This window comes from Lactobacillus sp. N54.MGS-719, from assembly GCF_000980505.1.
GTDB lineage: Bacteria > Bacillota > Bacilli > Lactobacillales > Lactobacillaceae > Lactobacillus > Lactobacillus amylovorus.
In genome coordinates this window covers 29,295-49,508 of record NZ_LARO01000007.1, presented here as the reverse complement: position 1 = coordinate 49,508, position 20,214 = coordinate 29,295, and the positions used below count along the sequence as shown (strand labels likewise).

Genomic DNA, 20,214 nt, shown 5'->3' with positions numbered 1-20,214 from the left:
TGAAAATAACGGAATTGTAACGGTTAAAAAAGATGTGTAAAACTCGCAAAGTTGTCCACAGTGGATAACTTTGATTAATGCTCAAGCATTTGTTTCAAATCGAAAACAGCCGTTTTGATGTCAGCATCAGTTTTCATTTGCTTATCGATTTTATCATAAGCGTGCATAACTGTCGTGTGATCTTTTCCGCCAAATTCTTGTCCTATCTTAGGTAAACTTGCATCAGTTAATTCCCGAGAAAGATACATCGCGATCTGTCGTGGTACCACAATCTGCCGTACACGCTTTTTACCCTTCAATTCGGCTGTCGAAGTTTGGAAGTAATTTGCGACAACTTCCTGTATTTTCGAAATTTGTAGTCCACGATTTTTTTGTACGAGTTTCAGATCAACTAAGGCTTCTCGAGCTAAGTTAACGTCGATGTCAGCCTTTTCGATAGTAGCATATGCTTGAACTTTAACTAAAGCCCCTTCGAGTTCTCTAATATTAGTATCTACTTGAGAAGCAATGTAATCGAGAGTGTTGTCATCAATAGTTAAGCCTTCAGATTCAGCCTTTCTTCGTAAAATTGCGATTCGGGTTTCCAAATCTGGAGGAGTAATTTCAACTTGTAAGCCCCATGTAAATCGAGAAACTAAACGTTCAGACAGATCAGGAATTTCTGTAGGTAAACGATCACTGGTCATCACGATTTGCTTTTGATCATTATATAGGGTTTCAAAAGTATGGAAGAATTCTTCTTGAATTCCTTCTTTTTTAGCAAAGAATTGAATATCGTCAACTAGTAATAAATCACAGGTTCTGTATTTTTCGCGAAATTGGTCCTGTGTTTTATTTTTTATTGAATTAATAAAGTCGTTGACGAAGGTCTCACTCTGTATATAAACTACTTTAGCGTTGGGTCTTTCAAGCAGCATTTGATGGCCAATTGCTTGCATCAAGTGAGTTTTTCCGAGACCTACTCCCCCGAAGATAAATAAAGGATTATAAAAACTACCAGGACTGTCTGCGACAGCTAATGCGGCACCGGCAGCTAATTTGTTTCCTTCACCTTGAACGAAATTATCAAACGTATATTTTTCGTTTAACTTCAAATCTTTAGTGAATTCTTGTTGTTCCCTATTTCTTGGCTGCACTCGAATATCGTGTTGTGGCTCAGGAGTTACGATTCTTTCAGGCGTGTCACTGTCTTCAGATATCTTAAATACAGGTAGTATTTCGATACCAGCATAGCCGTATGCTGATTGGATTAATTGTGACGAAAGATTTTTCTCCCAGTAACCTTTTGCAACAGGATTTTGAACTAAAATTTGTAGTTCATGAGTTTTTTTATCATAAGAAATAGGTTTAGTATTTTTAAACCATGCATTATAGGCAACTTCATTAAAACGAGCGCGCATTTCGTCGTTAAAGTGTTGCCAAAATTTCTCAATGTCGAACAATTTGCATTCCTCCATGTTGATAAAAAGCATATTTATTTTAGCATGTTGATAAAAAGTTTTCCACAAGCGAAATAAATATTAACAGTATAAACATCCTGTGGATATTTTAGAATTTAATATGCACAATTTGACATGACTGAGGCGGAGCGATTACTTTATGCACAGTTATAGTGTGGATAGCAAAAGCTATTGTACCAAGACTTTAATTCAAAATCTATATGCGTTATCCACATAGTGTGAATTAAGTTTTTAACACGATGTGAGTTGTGGAAAAAACTAGGGATTAATTTGTGAATTTTGCTTTGTGGAAAAATAAAAATATTTTTTATCCACACAAAAATAGCCAAAAAATCGAAAAATGTGTGGTAAAGAGTGCAGCATTATTTTCAAGAAATACTTGGTTTTTATTGCTATTCGTGCTATCCTTAGTAAGAAATTGTGCAGTTGGCACAAAGAATTTATGGAGGTGCAGTTTATAATGACAACTAAAAGAACTTACCAACCTAAGAAGCGTCACCGTTCACGTGTTCACGGTTTTATGAAGCGTATGAGTACATCAAATGGCCGTAAGGTTTTAGCAAGACGCCGTGCAAAAGGTAGAAAAGTCTTATCTGCTTAAACCACTGAATCCCAGTGGTTTTTTTAGTCTACTAGAGTGGAATGAAACGTTTTGAGAAAGTCTTATCGAGTAAAATCTGAAAAAGATTTCCAGCAAGTTTTCGAATCTGGCGACTCCGTCGCTAACCGTGCTTTTGTCATATATGTAGTAGAAAAACCTGAAAATAAACATTTTCGGGTAGGTATTTCTGTAGGCAAGAAGGTTGGTCATACCGCTGTCGCACGTAATCGACTCAAGCGTTATATTCGGGCCGTAATTGATGAAGAAAAATTGCAAATTAATCCAAATGTTGATTTTTTAATCATTACGCGGCCTTATGCTCGCGATTTTGATATTGTTAAGGTACGCAAGAACTTGCTACATGCGTTAGCTTTGGCACATATCATTGAAGAAATGCCAGATGAAGTTGAGGAAAATTAGATTGAAGGACATTCTGACTAAAAGAAATGTCAAACGTCTTCTTGCAGTCCTAGCTGTAATCACCTTGGCTGTTGTTTTGACAGGGTGTGCAAGTCAGGGTGCAAACGGTCAAGTGGCACCAGTATCACACACAAGTGGTAACTGGTGGGACCGCTGGATTGTTTATTACATGTCAGCTTTCATTTTGTGGCTAGCTAAGTTAATGGGCAATAGCTATGGTTGGGCAATCATTGTCTTCACTGTTATTGTTCGTGTCATCTTGTTGCCTTTGAATGCTATTTCAATTCGAAGCACAACTAAGATGCAAAGCATCCAACCACAAATCAATGAGCTACGTAAGAAGTATCCAGGACGTGACACTGAATCAAGATCGTTATTACAACAAGAAACTAACAAACTGTATAAGGAAGCAGGAGTAAATCCATATGCTGGATGCTTGCCTCTGATCATTCAGTTGCCAGTTATGTATGCTTTGTATGGTGCGATTTTACGTACACCACAATTGCAAACTGGACGCTTTTTATGGATGGATTTGAGTAAACCAGACCCATATTTCATTATGCCTATCTTGGCAATGGCGTTTACTTTCTTGTCTACATATATTAGTCAATTATCAACACCTGCGTCATCTCAAAACGGAATGACCAAGATAATGACCTACGGAATGTCCATTATGGTTGGTGTAATGGCCTTGCAATTCCAATCAGCCATCACACTTTACTGGGTAATTTCTAACTTATTCCAGGCAGTTCAAACCTTTATTTTGCAAAACCCTCTTAAATACAAGAGAGAACAAGAAGCAAAGGCTGAGGCAGAACGCGAACGTAAACGTAAGCTAAGAAGAACCTACAAGCGTTTAGGACGCAAACAAAAATAAAAGAATATTTAATCTAAAAATGATTTTAGATAAAGTAGTCAAAGTGCTTTATCCATCATGTTTATTCGTGGTGGGATAATGCACTTTTTTTATTGAGAAAAGGGAAAATTATGGCTCAAACTTTAACAGAATTTGATACAATTGCAGCGATTTCTACCCCTATTGGTGAAGGTGGAATTTCCATAGTACGAATGTCCGGTGAAGATGCAGTTAAAATTGCTAATGAGGTTTTTAAAGGTGCTAATTTAGCTAAAGTTCCAACTCATACGATCCACTACGGTCATATTATTGACCCTGATACTGGTGAAACTATTGATGAAGCAATGGTTACTGTGTTGCGTGCGCCTAAGACTTTTACCCGTGAAGATATCGTTGAAATCAATTGTCACGGTGGTATCGTTGTTACTAACCGTATTTTGCAGCTTCTTTTAAGCCACGGTGCTCGAATGGCAGACCCTGGCGAATTCACCAAGCGTGCCTTTGTAAATGGACGAATCGATTTGACCCAGGCCGAAAGTGTGATGGATATCGTTCGTGCTAAGACTGACAAGGCACGAAAAGTTGCGGAAAAACAACTTGAAGGTGGACTTTTGCACAAGATACGTGCAATGCGTCAAGAAATTTTAGATACGCTTGCCAATGTGGAAGTTAATATTGACTACCCAGAGTATGATGCTGATACTGTAACTGCTAAGCAAATGGCGGATACAGCAAACTCAGTAATTAAAAAAATTGATCGACTTTTGAGTACGGCTCAAGAGGGTAAAATCTTGCGTAACGGCCTTGCGACAGCGATTGTAGGGCAGCCAAATGTTGGTAAATCTTCATTGCTAAACTACTTAACCCAAAGCGACAAGGCTATCGTAACTGATGTCGCTGGGACTACGCGTGATACGCTTGAAGAATATGTATCTGTAAAAGGTGTACCTCTAGAATTAATTGATACTGCGGGTATTCACCATACTGATGATAAAGTGGAAAAAATTGGTGTGGAAAGATCTAAAAAAGCTCTTGAACGAGCAGATCTTGTTCTCTTGTTAATCGATGCTAGTCAAGAATTAACAGATGAAGATAAAGCACTTATTGATGAAACTAAAGACAAGAAGCGGATTATCATTTTAAACAAATCTGATCTGGGTCAAAAGCTGACAGTTGATCAGATGAAGCAAATGACTGGCAGCGAAGTTATTTCAACTTCAATTTTGAAGGAAAAGAATCTAGATCAGCTTGAAGAAGTGATCAGCAAGTTATTCTTCTCAGGGATTGAAAACTCAAATGATCAGGTTATGGTTACCAACCAACGACAAACTTCACTTTTGCAAAAGGCGAAAAAGGAATTGCAGGATGTTGTGCAAGCTGTGAATGACGGCGTGCCTGTGGATATTGCACAGATTGATTTCACTGGTGCGTGGGATACACTAGGTGAGATTACAGGGGAAAGTGCACCGGATGAATTGATCACAACTTTGTTCAGTCAATTCTGTTTAGGAAAGTAGGGGAAATAATGATTAAGACATATGATTCAAATGAATATGATGTAATCGTTGTAGGAGCGGGTCACGCAGGCTGTGAAGCTGCTCTTGCTAGTGCCCACATGGGACAAAAGACATTACTGTTAACTATTGGGCTTGATATGGTAGCTTTCATGCCATGTAACCCATCTGTAGGTGGTCCAGCCAAGGGTACCGTTGTTAGAGAAATTGATGCTTTAGGTGGTCAAATGGGTAAAAACATTGATGCTACCTACATTCAAATGCGGATGCTTAATACTGGTAAGGGTCCTGCAGTGCGTGCACTTCGTGCTCAAGCTGATAAGTGGCAATATCATGAACACATGAAGGATACCATTGAAAATACACCTAACTTGACTTTGCGTCAGGCAATTGTAGATGAAGTTGTCGTTGAAGATGGCGTCTGCAAAGGAGTAATTACCAATACTGGTGCTAAATACCATGCTAAAAGTGTTGTATTGACTACTGGTACTGCTGCCCGCGGTAAAATCATTATTGGTGAACTTACTTATTCGTCAGGACCTAACAACACTACTCCTTCAATTAAGTTGTCTGAGAATTTGGAAAAGCTTGGTTTTAAGCTTCGTCGTTTCAAGACCGGTACGCCTCCACGTGTTAACGGCAATACTATTGATTATTCCAAGACCGAAGAAGAACCTGGCGACAAGACTCCACGTCACTTCTCATTTGAAACCAAGGATGCCGATTATTTACAACACCAAATTTCTTGCTGGATGACTTATACTAACCCAACCACGCATGAGATTATCCGCAACAATCTTGATCGTGCACCTATGTTTACTGGTGTAATTAAGGGTGTAGGACCTCGTTATTGTCCATCTATTGAAGACAAGGTTGTACGTTTTGCTGATAAGGATCGTCACCAAATTTTCCTTGAACCAGAAGGTGAGACTACCAAGGAAGTTTATGTAGGTGACTTTTCAACTTCAATGCCAGAAGAAGTTCAATTAAAGATGGTTCACTCTGTTGCCGGACTTGAACATGCTGAAATGATGCGTCCAGGCTACGCAATTGAATATGACGTAGTTGAACCATGGCAATTGAAGCATACCTTGGAAACTAAGAACGTAAAGCACTTATTTACTGCAGGTCAAATGAACGGTACTTCCGGTTATGAAGAAGCTGCAGGTCAAGGCTTGATCGCCGGTATTAACGCTGCGCTTTCTGCTCAAAACAAGCCTGGCTTTACTTTGGGTAGAAACGATGCTTATATCGGTGTTTTGATTGATGACTTAGTAACTAAGGGCACTAACGAACCATATCGTTTGCTTACTAGCCGTGCAGAATACCGTTTGATTTTACGTACTGATAACGCCGACTTGCGTTTGACTGAATACGGTCATGAATTAGGTCTTATTTCTGATGAGCGTTACAAGAGATTCGAAGAAAAGAAGCAAGCCATTAAGAAAGCTAAAGAAAGATTGCATGAAATTACAGTTCACTTGACTGATGAGGTGCAAGACTTTTTGAAGAGCATTGGCCAAGAACCAATGAAGGCTGGGGTTAAGGCAGACGTCTTCTTGCGTCGTCCAAATGTAAAGATTGCTGACATCGAAAGATTAACTGGTGAAAAGATTCCAGGCGACCGTTACGTAAAGGAACAGGTAGAAATTGGCATTAAATATGCTGGTTATATCAAGAAAGAGGAAACTCGTATCGCTCGTTTGAAGCGCCAAGAAGCTAAGAAGATTCCTGCAGATATTGATTATGAAGCAATTGAAGGCTTGGCAACTGAAGCACGTCAAAAGTTTGAAAAGATTCGTCCAGAGACTTTGGCCCAAGCAGAGCGTATTTCCGGGGTAAACCCAGCTGATTTGGCTATTTTGAGTGTTTACATTCAAAACGGACGCTATTCAAGAGTTAAAAATAATTTTTGCTAAAAGATAAAGAGTGTCTGGGAAAAAAGTCCATTTTTAGCTAATTTTAGACTTTTACTCAAAAGAAAAATCCTATTAAATCAAGGTTTATTAATACCAAGATTTAGTAGGATTTCTTAATTTCTGAGTTTTTTCCCAGACACCTCTTTTTTTACTGGAAATAAGATAACCCAGGAAATAATTAGGGCCAAGGAAAAAATAATTGAAAAATTTTTCTTAAATTTTAGCTATAAGTAAATAAAAAAATATATAAAATGAGAAAGTTTTAGTATAATAATGTTCATTGAATCACAATGTAAAACGCTATCCTTTAGCAAGACGTAAGTAATAATTTATCTGAGCTTGTGAAATGATTATTATTACAAAAGCGTTTTCATCTGCATAATAACAATGCTTTTGACGTTTTGCAAATGTGAAAAAATGTGTTTTAATACATTATGAAAGAAACGAAACTAAGGAGATGCACTTATATGACTAAAATTAATGGTTCTGATGCAATGCTTAAAGTTATTTATGACTGGGGAATTGATCATATCTATGGTTTCCCAGGTGGATCATTCGACTCCAGCATGAATGCTATTTACGACTTCAGAGATAAGATGAAATTTATCGAAGTTCGTCACGAAGAGGCTGGCGCACTTGCTGCTTCATCTGAATACAAAGTTACTGGTAAATTGGGTGTATGTTTTGGCTCAGCTGGTCCTGGTGCTGCCCACTTATTCAACGGCTTGTACGACGCTAAGTTTGATAAGACTCCAATGCTTGCCATCGTAGCTAATGTTCCAACTAGCAAACAAGACATCGACTTCTTCCAAGCCTTTGATGAAGATAAATGGTTCTTAGACGCTAGCGTTTGGTGCGCTTCAGCTAAGACTCCAGAGCTTATTCCAGTATTGACTGACGAAGCTATCCGTCAAGCCTACGCAAGAAAAGGTCCTGCAGTTTTAATCATTCCTAAGGACTACGGTTGGCAAAAGATTGAGGATAACTTCCGTGTAAACAAGGATGCTCATCCAGAGCCAAACTACCCAGCACCAACTAAGACTTCAGTTGATGAAGCTGTCAAGCTTTTGAGGGAAGCCAAGAACCCAACAATGTACATTGGTTTAGGTGCTAAGGATGCTGGCGAAGAAGTTAAGGAATTCGCTGAAAAGTTCAAGACACCTATTATGTCATCATACTTAGGCAAGGGTGTTGTTGAAGACAAGTTCCCAGCATACATGGGTACTATCGGCCGTATCGGACCTAAGGCAGCTCAAGAAGTTCAAATGGCAACTGACTTAGTTGTTTGGGTCGGCAATAACTCACCATTCTCAGTATTATGGTTCCCTAAGAACGCTAAGGTTATCCAAATTGATGTTGACCCTGCTAAGTTTGGTAAGCGTCACTCAACTGATGTATCAATGCTTGCAGATGCTAAGAAGGCACTTCGCGCTATCATTGATGCTGGTGAAGAAAGAAATGAATCACCACTTTACAAGGCTGCTATTGCAGACCGTGAAAACTGGGATGCATGGGAAGACAGCTTCAAGAACTCAGATGAGATGCCAGTTCGTCAAGAACCAATCTGGGATGTTATCAACAAGAAGGCTGACGACAACGCTGTCTTTGCTATCGATGTAGGTAACGTAAACGTTGACTCTTGCCGTCTTTTGAACTTACACGATGATCAAAAGTGGACAACTTCTGGTCTTCACGCAACTATGGGTTACGGTGCTCCTGCCGCATTGATGGCAGCTACAGTTTACCCAGACCGTGAAGTTTGGAACTTAGCTGGTGATGGTGGCTTTGCCATGATGAACCAAGAACTTTTGACTATGTCACGCTACAACATGCATATCTTGAACGTAGTATTTACTAACGAAACTTTAGGCTACATCGAAGCTGAACAAGTAGATGAATCTCACCAACCATTATCAGGTGTAAAACTTCCAGACAACGACTGGGCTAAGGTTGCTGAAGGTATGAATGTTAAGGGTGTAGTGGTTCGCACCAAGAAGGAATTCGAAGAAGCAGTTGACGAATTCAAGAAGATGGATGGCCCAATGTTGATTGATGTTAAATACACTCACAACATGCCTTACTCAACTGAATTGAATTCACTGGATGATCCAGCATTCGTTAAGAAGTATGAAGCAGAAGACTTGAAGCCATTCAGCTACTTTGCTGAAAAGTATGGCTTGGAAGCTGACACTGCAACAGGTGCATCTCAACATGAAGAATCAGAACCAGAAGAAGATACTGCTCCTGATACAGTTTCCGGTGCTTCACAACACTAATTCATTTGAGTAATAACCATAAAAAGACGAGATGAAAATCTCGCCTTTTTTATTTTCTAAGAAATATTTCCTGGGAAATCAAAAAACGTGTGTGAAACATTTTTAGACAATAATAAAACAGTTATTAACCATACCGAAAATTTTAGACCTTTTCGTTTCGCTTTTTTCTATACTAAAACGTATAATAATAATTGATAAATTTTGATTAAATGGAGGACGTTATAAAGATATGCAACAATTCGGCGTTATCGGTTTGTCTGTTATGGGCAAAAATCTTGCTTTAAACGTTAGAAATCACGGCTTTTCAGTTTCAGGTTATTCAATTGATAAACCTGAAATTGATGCTTTAGCAAAATATGAAGATGACAAGTTAAAGCCATGCTATACATTGGAAGAATTTGTTAACTCACTTGAAAAGCCACGTAAAATTTTGATCCAAATTATGGCTGGTGCTCCAGTTGATGAGACCTTACATAAGTTGCTTCCACTTTTGGATAAAGGCGACATCGTGATCGATGGTGGTAACTCAAACTACCACGACACTAACCGTCGTTACCACGAAATGGAAAAGCATGGCATTCACTTCATCGGTATGGGTGTTTCCGGTGGTGAAGAAGGTGCCTTAAATGGTCCTGCTCTTATGCCAGGTGGTGACGAAGAAGCTTACAAGGAAGTTGCTCCAATTCTTGAAGCCATTGCTGCTAAGAACAAAGAAGGTAAGTCTTGTGTAAGTTACATGGGCCCTGAAGGTGCAGGTCACTACGTAAAGATGGTTCACAACGGTATTGAATATGCCATCATGCAAGAATTCTCAGAAGTTTACAGCCTGCTCCGTGATGTTGCTCATAAGAGTGACGATGAAATGTCAGAAATCTTTGATAAGTGGAACCACAGCGTGGTACAAGCTTACTTAAGTGAAATCACTTCAAAGGTTTTGAAGCAAAAGGATGATCTTACTTCAGACAACATCATTGATCACATTTTAAACGTTGCTTCATACAAGGGTACTGGTAACTGGACTCTTGAAGATGGTGTAGCTCTTGGTGCACCTGTAACAGTTATTGCCGAAGCCGTTATGGCACGTTTCATGAGTAAACAAACTCATTTGGCACTTGAAAGCGACATTAAGCCAACTGAATTTAAGTATGAAGGTGAAATCCCTGAAGACTTAGTTGACGAATTCGGTAAGACTTTGCAATTGGCTCAAGCTGTCGCATATGCTCAAGGTTTCCAAGAATTAACTATGGCTGCTAAAGCTTACAACTGGGACCTTAGATACAAGTCAATTGCCCAAGGTTGGGAAGCCGGCTGTATCATTCGTTCCGCAATGCTTAAAGATATTGAAAATGCTTACTCAAATGGCAAGAAGCTTACTAACTTGTTTGAAGATGGTTACTTCAGAAAGTTGATGGAAGACAACCTTCCATCATTAAGAAAATCAGTTGAATTTGCTACAAAGGCTGGCGTTCCAACACCAACTTTGAGCGCAGCACTCAACTACTTGGAATCAATCTTCAATCCCAAATTGCCAGCTAACATGATTCAAGGTCAACGTGACTACTTCGGTGCTCACACTTACCTTAGAAATGATCGTAAGGGTACATTCCACACTGAATGGTATGAAGAAAAATAATTAGGTTTCATGTGAAACTAAAAAAGCCAGTTAGAACATATTCTAGCTGGCTTTTTAGTGTACAATAAGTATCGGCATATTTTTCGATTTAAAGAGGGGATTCTATGAAAGACGAGGGAAATAAAACTAATATAAATCTGCTACTCCAAGCACTGATCGTCGGCATTTGTACTGGAATAGTAGTTGGCCTGTTTAGATTCGGCATTGAAACCACTTCGGCCTTTTGGCTTCATTTGTTCCAACTGGCTCATCAAAATCCGCTTTGGTTCATCGCAATCATTGTGGGCTTTATTGCAGTGGCGGTAATTGCCGGCTACTTTGTTAAACAATATCCGCATGTTGGTGGATCTGGTATTCCAGAAGTAAAATTGCAGTTGCAAGGGAAGTTAACTTTGCAATGGTTCCCAATTTTATGGCGCAAGCTAATTGGCGGCATTTTAGTTATCGGAACAGGTCTATTCTTAGGGCCAGAAGGACCCTCCTTGCAACTAGGTTCAACAATCGGTCAAGGTGTAGGTGAAGGCTTTAAGCAAAACAAGCTTAATACAAGAGTATTGCTGGCTACTGGTGCTTCTAGTGGTTTAGCTGCCGCTTTTGGTGCTCCTCTCAGTGGTGCACTCTTTGTCTTAGAAGAAGTCTTTCATAACTTTTCCCCTCTTGTGTGGATGAACGCTTTAGCCGGTGCGATTGCTTCTAACTTCGTTGTTTCCAACTTGTTTGGACTTCATCATGCACTGGCAATTCCATATAATTATTCTTTTCCAATTAATCTTTATTGGCATTTAATTATTTTGGGCGTTTTATTGGGACTATTGGGTCACCTCTACAAGGTGGGCTTATTTAGCCTAAAAAAGGTCTATGCTAAAATCACCTTTTTACCACGTTGGTTACATGGTCTTATTCCTTTAGCACTTTTGATTCCAATCGCTTATTTCTGGCCTTTAATTACTGGTCCAGGTAATCGCTTGATTTTGTCACTTCCTAACATGATTACCAAAACAGGTTGGGGCTTAGTTGGACTTTTGGCCTTTTACTACGTAATGAGAATCGTCTTTTCAATCGTAGCTTATGATTCAGGTTTACCAAGTGGTATCTTCTTACCAATTCTGACGATGGGTGCCTTGATTGGTGCTACTTACGGTATGTTTATGGTTCAACTTGGATTATTACCACAACGCTTGGTAGTTAACCTGGTCATCTTCTCAATGGCAGGCTATTTTGCTGCAATTATCCGGGCACCATTTACTGCAATTATTTTGATTACCGAAATGGTTGGTTCGTTGCTTCACTTAATGCCATTAGCAGTTGTTGCGTTTATTGCACTTTTGGTTGATGAACTACTTGGCGGCAAGCCGATTTACGGTCTTCTCGCAGCCGCTATGGACACTAGCAGCGATCGCAAGGCTAACTATACTGGCGAGGCCGATCAAATGGTTCTGCCGGTCTATGAGAGCAGTAAATTAGTTGATAAAAAGGTCGCAGATATTAAGTGGCCTGATGATACTAGAGTTAGAACTATTCGCCGTGATGGGGGTGAAATTATCCCAACGGGTCAGACGATTATTCGTGGCGGCGATATGCTTGTTTTGGAGTTTGATTCAAGTCAACGAGGTCGTGTTTATAGTAAAATGAAAGACCTGCAAGGCGTTGAACTTGATGGATAATTGAAATAAGGGCGGCAGACGTACATGCCGTCTTTTTTCTTGCACAAAAATAGGTTATATTAGATACTTAAACTTATGTAGGAAAGAGGGATGAAGGTGAATAATTTAGTACAGATCACGTTAAATGCGGATCAGGAAAAATATAATCTGGATGGAGATGAAAGCATCACTTTTATTGATGCGAATTCTTATTATATTGGTCAAATTATTAATCGGCATCATGGCTGGATAACGTTAGAATCAGTTGACCAAGATGGTAACCGTGGTGGTGTCGTTTTTATTAAAGAAGATCAAGTAGCCAAGATCGAAGATAATACGCCAACACTGCATTACTACGCGTTAGCTGATATTAATGATCCGTTTCACATGAAACAATTGAATACAAAAGTACTTAATTGGGACTTTACCAATATTTATGATCTTTTACTGAATGTGGCCGATTCTCAGCTATTTATCACGTTTGAAACCAAGACAGGGATTAATTATACTGGCCTGATCACGCAGCTGGATAAAGACGAAATACGCATCCTTGAAAAGAATGAACAGACACTAGAACAATACGCTACCGTCATCCCATTAGCTGATATTGTCTGTGTCGACATTAACAGCATAGATAATCGCTTGTTTATCCATTATCTGAAGCAACATAAAGATTATGGCAATGATCTAGAACTGGCAGAAATTTATTTTGATTATACTTTTGATGACCAATTTGGCAGTTTTGCAATTGGCAGAATCGTTAAGTATGATGATGAAAATATGATTCTTGAAAGCTTGAATGATTTGGGTCAAGTCGAATCCATTGCAGTAATTGCACGTAATCACATTGCCCATTTAACTGAGGAATCTGAGAGACTTAATTACTTTAACTACCTAGTTAATTGGCAAAAAGAAAATGGCAGTTTTGATCCGGATCATTTGGAGCATTCTGTTAATCTGCAGGGGGAGATTAGGTCAATACCTGAAGTAATTGAAGAATGGCCAGAAGACAAAATAATCAAGGTTAGCGATTCAATTTATCATTATCCTGACCGTTTGGGACTCATTTCATCTTATAATGATGATGGCTTTGATTTAAAAATTGCAACTGAATACGCTGTAGGTGATGTCAGCGATCATGATTATGAGGACGTGATCAGCGTTGATTTGGCCGGCTCAGAGATGATTAGGATGCAAAAATTCCTCGATAATCGTGGATAAATAAGTTGGCAGTGAATAAAAGTTTTTTATATAATTAAGCAAACGAAAGGAAGATGTTCTATGGGATTAACATTTGACAACCCTAACAATTTACAAAAGATGCTTGATCGCTTTGCGACGGTTCCAGATCCAAAGAAGACACCAAAGCACAAGGATCCAGAAGAATTGCTTAATAAAGATTCAAAAGACAAAAAGAAGAAAAAAGATAAGTAAATTAAAAGCAGGTTGCAAACGCAATCTGCTTTTTCTCTAGGAGTAAGAAATATGAAAAAACATTCGGCAGTAGCTTGTATCAGTAGGGCAGATTTATTTTCATCCTTATCATCTGATGCCCTAAAGAAAATTGCAGCAATCTCAACTCATCAGGAATATTTCCCAAGAAATACAATTATTCGTCAGCCAGGCGACGGTAAGGAAGGCATGATCTTCATGGATGAGGGTAGTGCCAAGATTTATAGCCTGAATGAAGACGGCAAAGAAACTGTGTTGGGCGTAATCAATAAGGGTGATTATGCTGGACAGCAGAGTCTTTTTAAAGAACCAAATCATGAAAATTATATTCAGGCGTTGCAAGATACGTATGTCTGCTCAATTAATCGTGATGATTTTCAAAACTTGCTTAAAAAGACGCCAGATTTAGTCATCAATTTGCTTAATACATTTGGTGAAAAGCTAGTAGCGGCAGAAACGAATTCAATTCGAAGAAATTCGATGAATGCCAAAGACCGCTTGATGGATTATCTGGTTGAACAAAGTCAAAAGTTGGGCTCAGCTAGATTTTCTCTCCCTTTGAAAAAGAAAGATTTAGCCAGTTATTTAGGAACCAGTCCTGAAACTTTGAGCAGACAATTGAAGCTATTAGAAAAGGAAAATAAGATCAGGGTCAATCGCCGAGAGATTACTATTGTTAAAAATTAATAGCTTATAATGGGCGAATGACGTAATACACAAATGCCAAGCCGATATTGATCAAGGCAAAAAAGCCAACGATAGTGCATTGCATTCTTTTAGTAATAACTAGGTAGGCAATAAATTCGCGAATAAAGGCGTTTAAGGTGAAATACCACTTGGTCTTGGCACCATAGCCAATACACTTTAAGCCTTGACGCTTAGCCAAAACAAGCGCTCTATAAACGTGATACGAATTAGTAACGATACAAAATGTGCTGTCAGGCTGCATCAATTGATGTGAAAACTTAAGGTTTTGATTAGTTTTCTTGGAACGATCTTCAATGATGATGTCAGACTGGGGCACGCCATGTTCTTCCGCATAAGCGGCCATGGCGTGGCTTTCAGGAATTTCTTCATCGGGACCTTGGCCGCCAGACATGATCAATTTTGAGCCAGGATTTTTGTGATAAATTTCAATTCCGCGATCGATTCGGCTGGCAAGAAGTGGCGTAACTTTTTTGCCAATTAATCCTGCACCTAGAACGACAACGTAGTTTAGCTTCTTGATATTGAAATTAATGAGGTTCAACCAAGCAGTCAGGGTATACATCATCATGATGAAGATTAAATAAAGAATGCTCATTGATAAAAATAGATAAATAAATCTGAACCAAGGAGCAGAATTGAAACGACCGAAAGCAGGGTAGGCGAAAATTAGTAAAATGATGACGATACCTGTTCCTAGAGACAGGAAGTTAGTCCATCTAGTGCCTTCTTTGATTAAGATCTTGATGCCGTTATAGAGAAAGATGGCAATTAAAAGAAAGACGAAGGCAAAGATGAATAAAGCGATGCCTACGGCTACTAAGAGTAAGAATCCAGAAATTAATTGATGCTGTTCGGGGTGCTCAGTGTCGACAACGATTAGAAAATCGACAGCTAGAAGAGCCAGAAACATCAAAGTGGAGGTTAGTGTTAAACCGGCCCACATTGAACGACGCTCATGTGTTAATACAAAGATGAAAATTCCGAGATCGATGAGGAAGATGGCTAATAGCCAATAGAAAAGAGACAACATTTTAATAAACTCCTTTAATTGTTAATTTAATTATACGGAGTTTACGGAATATCTAAAAGAAAAAGGAAAAATAAGTGTCTGGGAAAAAACTCAGAAATTAAGAAATCCTACTAAATCTTGGTATTAATAAACCTTGATTTAATAGGATTTTTCTTTTGAGTAAAAGTCTAAAATTAGCTAAAAATGGACTTTTTTCCCAGACACTTAGATATTTTATGCTGCTTCACCAGCAATTTTAGTCTTGTTTAAAAGAAGAGAGCTGGTTACAACTGATACGGAACTGAAGGCCATTGCTAAACCTGCAAGTTCAGGACTCAAGGTCAAACCTAAGCCCATGAAGAGGCCGGCGGCAATAGGGATGCCGATAGTGTTGTAAATAAGGGCCCAGAACAAGTTTAATTTGATTCTGTTGAAAGTCTTCTTAGAAATGTCCAAAGCTCTTACAACGCCCATTAAATCGTTCTGAACGAGGACGATACCACCGGATTCAATAGCAACATCTGTACCAGAACCCATCGCAATACCAACATCAGCAGTAGACAAGGCAGGAGCATCATTGATACCGTCACCTACGAAGGCAACCTTTCTACCTTCATCTTGCAACTTCTTAATTTCAGCAGCCTTTTCAGTTGGCAAAACGCCAGCGATAACTTGATCAATGCTAACTTCCTTACCGATAGCGTTAGCTACATTAGGGTTATCACCAGTAAGCATGATAGTCTTTAAACCACGCTTCTTAAGCTCGGCAATAGCAGCCTTTGAACTTGGCTTAGGAACATCTTGAATAGCAATTAAACCGATGATTTCTTGACCTAAACCAACATAAACAACAGTTTTAGCTTCTTTTTGCAACTTAATGGCTTGATCTTTCATTTCCTGGGAAATGGAAATATCTTCAAGCAATCTGTCGCTACCTACGAAAGCAGTTTGACCATTATAACTGGCTCTAACTCCTTTACCTTCAATTGCAGCAAAGTTTTTAACTTGAGCTAAAGCAATTTTGTCTTCCTTAGCTTTCTTAACTACAGCTGTCGCAAGTGGGTGTTCAGAGTTTTCTTCCAAACTTGCGGCAATAGTCAAAACCTTGTTTTGATCACCAACAACATCGGTTACTTGAGGCTTACCAACGGTAATAGTACCGGTCTTGTCGAAGACAACAGTATCAAGGTCGCTAACTTCTTCAAGAACTTCACCGTTTTTGATTAAAACGCCCATCTTAGCGCTACGTGCAGTACCAACCATCAATGCAGTAGGAGTGGCAAGTCCAAGGGCACAAGGACAAGCAATAACTACAACAGAAACTGCAAATAGCAATGCAGTAACTAATGGAGCGTTCAAGAATACGTACCAAATAACGAAGGTAATAATTGCAATAATTAAAACAGCAGGTACGAAGATATTGGAGATTTTATCAGTCAAGTTTTGGATAGGGGCGTGACTAGTTTGCGCCTTCTTAACTAAATCAACGATTTGTGAAAGCATCGTGTCGCTACCAACTTTGGTTGCTTTAAAATTAAATGTACCGTTAGTGTTGATAGTTGAACCTACAACGTCATCGCCTTTTTTCTTAGTTACTGGCATACTTTCACCGGTAACCATTGATTCATCAATAGTAGTTGAACCGTCGACGATAACACCATCAACTGGAACCTTTTCACCAGGCTTAACGCGGATAATGTCGCCAACCTTAACTTGATCAAGTGGCACCTTAACGAATTCACCGTTACGTTCAACTTCGGCGTCCTTAGCTTGCAAGTCAATCAACTTAGCTAAAGCGTTAGATGCGTTATTATGCATCTTCTCTTCCATAGCGTCGCCCAAAAGAACGAAGACCGTTACAAATGCGGCACTTTCAAAGTAAACTTCATGTCCGGTGAACATAGCGAAGATACTGTAGAAATAGGCAACAGCAGTACCAACAGCAACCAGCGTATTCATATTAGCGCTATGATGCTTGAAAGCGGCCCAGGCACTACTCCAGTATGGAGCGGCTGAAATAGCCATAATAATCGTTGTCGTTATAAATGCGATCCAATTGTAGCCAGGCATCATCCAATGGAATGGCATGGCAAACATTTGGATAAGCATTGGAATTGATAAGATAAATGAAATCCAAAACCGTTTAATGTTTGAAAGTTTCATTACTTAACGACGACCTTCCCATGGAACATGTCCATTCCGCAAGCGTAGTTGTAAGTACCTGGTTTGTCGGTTGGAACATCAATAGTAACTTCTTTTTTACCGTCTAATTTTTCGTCAAAGTTTAAGTCCTTTGAAACGACTTCGTTCATACATCCCATATTGTCTGAAGAAATAAACTTCAATTGAGCAGGCTTGCCTTGCTTGAAAGTAACAATATCAGGCTTGTAACCATGATTTTCTGCGTTTACGACAACTTTTTTAGTTTGATTCTTTGAAAAAATACTCATTATTTAACAACAACCTTTCCATGAAACATATCCATACCACAAGCAAAGTTATAAGTGCCTTTCTTGTCAGTGGGAATATCAATAGTAGTAATTTTTTGCTTAGTTAAATCTTTATCAACACCAAGTTGTTCAAAAACAACGTGAGACAAACATGCTGTTGAATCATTCATATCGAAGTTTACCTTGGCAGGTATGCCTTGCTTAAGCACAACGGTTGAAGGGGAGTAGCCACCTTTAACGACGATGTTTGCTTCTTGCGTACCTTGGTCAACTATGGCTGTGCCGACGGCTTCTTGGTGTTTACCGAAGAACCACCAAAGAATGAAGCCGATCAGCAAGATGGCCACGATCAACGTGATAATTTGTGAAATACCCATATCTTTTCCTCCTAGCAGACGTGCTCTTTATCTGGCAAACAGTTGCAAGGAACCATGTCAGGGGCACTTTTTTCTTTTACAGTAACTTCTTGTTTTATTTTTTCTAGGTCACTTTTTGAAATAGGGGAGTTAGCCAGTAGCTGCAAGAGCACTTCGCCTTTATGCATGTCGCACATGCGATTTAAAAGCTCTTCAGCGGCTTCTGTCATTACCTGCGTTTGATTGATCTTAGAAGAGTAAACAAAGTGTCTGCCTTCCTTAGAGGGCTCTAGCAGATTCTTTTTAACCAAACGACGAAGCAAAGTCTTGATTGTAGATTCAGACCAATTTTTTTTAGCCTGCAATTCTTGAATTACTTTAGTTGAACTAACCGGTTCAAGAGTCCATATAATACGCATGGCTTCCCATTCACTATTGGAAATTGTGCTTTCTTTTTCTTGAAGAGTAACCATCTTTTCCTCCTTACGTTTACATTTGTAACTATACTCTTAAAATTTACATTTGTAAACTTTAATGCAATAAAAAGACCGTTAATCTGTTACTTTAAAAAACGATTAACGGTCTTTTTTCCTCAAGTAGAATTATAATAATAAATTATAAATTGGAAGAAAAACATGAATGATATAATTTTGTCCCATAAACGATGGCAACAAATTTTTGATGTACAACTAATAATTGCCTTAATCATAACAGTTTTAGAATTAATCACCAAAAAACAGCGTAATTTCGGCAATATTTTTCAACTAGTGTTTTTAATATTAATCGTAGGCTTAAATTTCTATGTACAATTCAATCGCCATAATTCTAGCAAATTGAATTTTGAGATTACACGATGGTTAAATCTATTAGTATTTAGTAGTTATTTTACAATTATCTGGCTAGTAGTTGGGAACTACTTAATATTTAATTTTCGGCAATTCGAAATACTTTGGGTGCTATTGCTCTGGGCTGCCTATCTTGTTCTATTATTGCCTCTAGCAATCCTTTATGCAGGTGATCTTAGGAAATGGTTTCTCATGTTACTTGCTGTTTACTTTCTTGATCAGCAATACGGACCAGACGTTTCGTTAAGAATAAGTAGAAATTTGCGTTTTTTGCACTCAGTTACGGGTCAAGGCGTCATTGCCGCTCTTGCTTTACTGATTATTGCTTGTTTTTTAGGTAAGGCCTGGGGCTGTCACTTTAACCCAAACTTGAAATTTATTAAAAGTAGTAATTTTCAAATATCCACTTTTATTTTATTGCTTGCTTTTGCAACGCTTGATCTGTTTTATAACGCTTTTAGCGTAACTGATAAGCAAATTTGGACAGCCTTTTTTTATTTTTCGTCTGATATCCAAGCTAAATATTTTACTTTACCCAGTTTAACTTCTGCCATTGAACCAGGAATTTTGGAAGAAACTGAACGTTACCTAATGATTTTAATCTTCCTAACTGGCTTTAAATATGCCCGTAAATGGCGTCTTCCAATCGCTGTGTATGCTTCAGGTATTTTATTTGGTCTGTCACATGCCGGTAACGTTGGCTGGAACGGTGAAACTTTTTCCGCCACTATTGCCCAAGTAATTGGTGTCATGGGCAGTGGCTTTCTTTGGGCTGCGCTTTATCTTTACACAGGAAAATTATGGTTGCCGATGCTCTATCATTTCTTAATGGATTATTTAGCTAACTTACAATCGGGTTGGAATTCAGCTGGATGGACCTTTAGTGGATATGCTAGTGATTACATTCAGGAAATATTAATGGTCGGCGTCCCGCTAGTTTTTACTATTTGGATGATGTATGGCAAGAGAAGAGCGGTCATAGAGGAAAACGTGGATCGTCTACTTAATTTAAAAGACTCAAAGTTCATAAATAAAAAAGTATCTAGGAATTAGGTATTTCCCAGACACTTAT

At 38.7% G+C, this 20,214-nt stretch carries 18 protein-coding genes; 12 read left to right on the top strand and 6 right to left on the bottom strand.

All coding sequences use genetic code 11. The features are described 5' to 3' along the window. Positions 1–74 precede the first annotated feature (74 nt). Positions 75–1,442 (bottom strand): chromosomal replication initiator protein DnaA, encoded by a 1,368-nt coding sequence (dnaA, locus tag WS44_RS02450; protein WP_013436841.1) that lies wholly within the window; start codon positions 1,440–1,442, stop codon positions 75–77. Positions 1,443–1,920: 478 nt separating this feature from the next. On the opposite strand from dnaA, the gene rpmH reads away from it, so the two are divergent. The 11 genes from rpmH to WS44_RS02400 all read left to right on the top strand — a co-directional run bounded on the left by rpmH (position 1,921) and on the right by WS44_RS02400 (position 14,461). Continuing rightward, positions 1,921–2,061 (top strand): 50S ribosomal protein L34, encoded by a 141-nt coding sequence (rpmH, locus tag WS44_RS02445; RefSeq protein ID WP_003549412.1) that lies wholly within the window; start codon positions 1,921–1,923, stop codon positions 2,059–2,061. 51 nt (positions 2,062–2,112) lie between these two features. After that, positions 2,113–2,481, top strand: coding sequence for a ribonuclease P protein component (gene rnpA / locus WS44_RS02440; RefSeq protein WP_013438816.1), 369 nt, complete (start codon positions 2,113–2,115; stop codon positions 2,479–2,481). Further along, positions 2,462–3,358, top strand: coding sequence for a membrane protein insertase YidC (locus tag WS44_RS02435; RefSeq protein ID WP_013438815.1), 897 nt, complete (start codon positions 2,462–2,464; stop codon positions 3,356–3,358). The genes rnpA and WS44_RS02435 overlap by 20 nt, the downstream gene beginning before the upstream one ends. Before the next feature lie 110 nt (positions 3,359–3,468). After that, positions 3,469–4,854 (top strand): tRNA uridine-5-carboxymethylaminomethyl(34) synthesis GTPase MnmE, encoded by a 1,386-nt coding sequence (gene mnmE, locus WS44_RS02430; protein ID WP_013438814.1) that lies wholly within the window; start codon positions 3,469–3,471, stop codon positions 4,852–4,854. A gap of 8 nt (positions 4,855–4,862) precedes the next feature. Next, the gene (mnmG, locus tag WS44_RS02425; protein WP_046432892.1) at positions 4,863–6,770 is read left to right on the top strand and encodes a tRNA uridine-5-carboxymethylaminomethyl(34) synthesis enzyme MnmG; all 1,908 of its coding nucleotides are present in this window, start codon (positions 4,863–4,865) and stop codon (positions 6,768–6,770) included. A gap of 467 nt (positions 6,771–7,237) precedes the next feature. Continuing rightward, positions 7,238–9,046: a pyruvate oxidase gene (spxB, locus tag WS44_RS02420; protein WP_046432889.1), complete on the top strand. Its 1,809-nt coding sequence runs from the start codon at positions 7,238–7,240 to the stop codon at positions 9,044–9,046. 229 nt (positions 9,047–9,275) lie between these two features. Beyond that, complete coding sequence (gene gndA, locus WS44_RS02415) at positions 9,276–10,679, top strand: NADP-dependent phosphogluconate dehydrogenase (RefSeq protein WP_013438811.1); 1,404 nt, start codon at positions 9,276–9,278, stop codon at positions 10,677–10,679. Between the two features lie 104 nt (positions 10,680–10,783). Continuing rightward, the gene (locus WS44_RS02410) at positions 10,784–12,343 is read left to right on the top strand and encodes a ClC family H(+)/Cl(-) exchange transporter (RefSeq protein WP_046432886.1); all 1,560 of its coding nucleotides are present in this window, start codon (positions 10,784–10,786) and stop codon (positions 12,341–12,343) included. 96 nt (positions 12,344–12,439) lie between these two features. Next, complete coding sequence (locus tag WS44_RS02405; RefSeq protein ID WP_249905699.1) at positions 12,440–13,543, top strand: hypothetical protein; 1,104 nt, start codon at positions 12,440–12,442, stop codon at positions 13,541–13,543. Positions 13,544–13,603: 60 nt separating this feature from the next. Then, a complete protein-coding gene (locus WS44_RS09845) occupies positions 13,604–13,756 on the top strand; it encodes an SPJ_0845 family protein (protein ID WP_013438808.1) in 153 nt (50 codons plus the stop codon). A gap of 51 nt (positions 13,757–13,807) precedes the next feature. Beyond that, positions 13,808–14,461, top strand: a complete 654-nt coding sequence (locus WS44_RS02400; RefSeq protein ID WP_014566268.1) for a Crp/Fnr family transcriptional regulator — start codon at positions 13,808–13,810, stop codon at positions 14,459–14,461. Positions 14,462–14,465: 4 nt separating this feature from the next. Here WS44_RS02400 and WS44_RS02395 read toward each other — a convergent pair whose 3' ends face one another. The 5 genes from WS44_RS02395 to WS44_RS02375 all read right to left on the bottom strand — a co-directional run bounded on the left by WS44_RS02395 (position 14,466) and on the right by WS44_RS02375 (position 18,770). Next, positions 14,466–15,512 carry a YdcF family protein gene (locus tag WS44_RS02395; RefSeq protein WP_046432881.1) on the bottom strand — a complete coding sequence of 349 codons (1,047 nt, stop codon included), beginning with the start codon at positions 15,510–15,512 and terminating at the stop codon, positions 14,466–14,468. 213 nt (positions 15,513–15,725) lie between these two features. Next, positions 15,726–17,654, bottom strand: a complete 1,929-nt coding sequence (locus WS44_RS02390; RefSeq protein ID WP_046432879.1) for a copper-translocating P-type ATPase — start codon at positions 17,652–17,654, stop codon at positions 15,726–15,728. Next, on the bottom strand, positions 17,654–17,941 hold the full coding sequence (locus tag WS44_RS02385) for a cupredoxin domain-containing protein (RefSeq protein WP_013438805.1): 288 nt from the start codon (positions 17,939–17,941) through the stop codon (positions 17,654–17,656). The genes WS44_RS02390 and WS44_RS02385 overlap by 1 nt, the downstream gene beginning before the upstream one ends. Beyond that, the gene (locus tag WS44_RS02380; RefSeq protein ID WP_013438804.1) at positions 17,941–18,318 is read right to left on the bottom strand and encodes a cupredoxin domain-containing protein; all 378 of its coding nucleotides are present in this window, start codon (positions 18,316–18,318) and stop codon (positions 17,941–17,943) included. Before WS44_RS02380 ends, WS44_RS02385 begins: the two co-directional genes overlap by 1 nt. An 11-nt stretch (positions 18,319–18,329) precedes the next feature. After that, on the bottom strand, positions 18,330–18,770 hold the full coding sequence (locus WS44_RS02375) for a CopY/TcrY family copper transport repressor (RefSeq protein ID WP_014566265.1): 441 nt from the start codon (positions 18,768–18,770) through the stop codon (positions 18,330–18,332). A gap of 162 nt (positions 18,771–18,932) precedes the next feature. On the opposite strand from WS44_RS02375, the gene WS44_RS02370 reads away from it, so the two are divergent. After that, a complete protein-coding gene (locus WS44_RS02370; RefSeq protein WP_046432877.1) occupies positions 18,933–20,195 on the top strand; it encodes a CPBP family intramembrane glutamic endopeptidase in 1,263 nt (420 codons plus the stop codon). The last annotated feature ends 19 nt before the right edge of the window (positions 20,196–20,214 follow it).